The sequence below is a fragment of the Streptomyces sp. YS-3 genome, assembly GCF_045257485.1.
In the GTDB taxonomy this organism is placed as follows: Bacteria; Actinomycetota; Actinomycetes; order Streptomycetales; family Streptomycetaceae; genus Streptomyces.
The window spans coordinates 1-805 of record NZ_JBJHPC010001130.1 but is presented as its reverse complement, the minus strand read 5'-3'; the positions used below and the strand labels follow the sequence as shown (position 1 = coordinate 805).

The 805-nt window shown below is 72.4% G+C and carries 1 pseudogene; it reads right to left on the bottom strand.

Annotation, left to right across the window (positions count from 1 at the left end):
- Window positions 1-743: pseudogene (locus tag ACJA3G_RS37925) on the bottom strand (sugar phosphotransferase); the annotation flags it as partial.
- Window positions 744-805 lie beyond the last annotated feature (62 nt).

The window sequence follows — 805 nt, the reverse complement described above, 5'->3', positions numbered from 1 at the left end:
GGGGCCTCGCGCGGGGCGAGGTGGGTGAAGTAGGCCTCGGAGACGCGGGTGGTGGGGCCCTGGAGGGCGAGCGACTCGGCGAGCTTGCCGACGCGCGGCGGCACCAGTTGCTCGTCCTCCTCGTGCCAGAACTCCACGTCGCAGCCGTAGCGGTTGCCCAGGATCAGACGGTGGGTGGGGTCCGTGCGGTACCAGGTGACGCGGACGGTCCCGGCGGTCTTGAACCGGCGCCAGGTGCCGTCCTCGTACCCCGGCAGGGAGGTCTCGGGGACCGGGTTGTTGCCCTTGACGTGGGTGACGTAGCCGGGCTGGTCGCCGCAGAGCGCCTCCAGCACCTTCAGCACGGCCGTGCGGTCGTCCTCGCGGACGGCGACGGCGGCGGCGGTCTCGGAGCGCCCGCGTACGCAGAAGTGGTCGAGGCCGGCCGCGTGCAGGGCCCGCAGCACGGTGTCGAGGTTGGCGCGGCGGGCCTGGAGCGGGGTGATCCCGGGCGTGACGAGCGCGACCTTGGGGTCCTTGCCGACGTGCACGACCGCGCGGTCGTCGCCGGCGGCGAGGCTCTGGTAGCGCTTGGTGACGCGGGCGGCGCGCATCTTCTCGGCGACGGCCGCGCCGCCGGCGATGCGCATCTTGACGCGGCGGCGCATATCGGCGTCGACCTGCGAGACGATCGCCTTGCGGACGCTCTCGGGCACGGCCCGCCGGTAGACCCCCAGCAGTCTCGGTGCCTCGGGATTACGCACGGGGGGCTACTCCTTGACGTTCGGTGGACATCGTACGTTTGCTGAACGTGTCCAGTATGCCG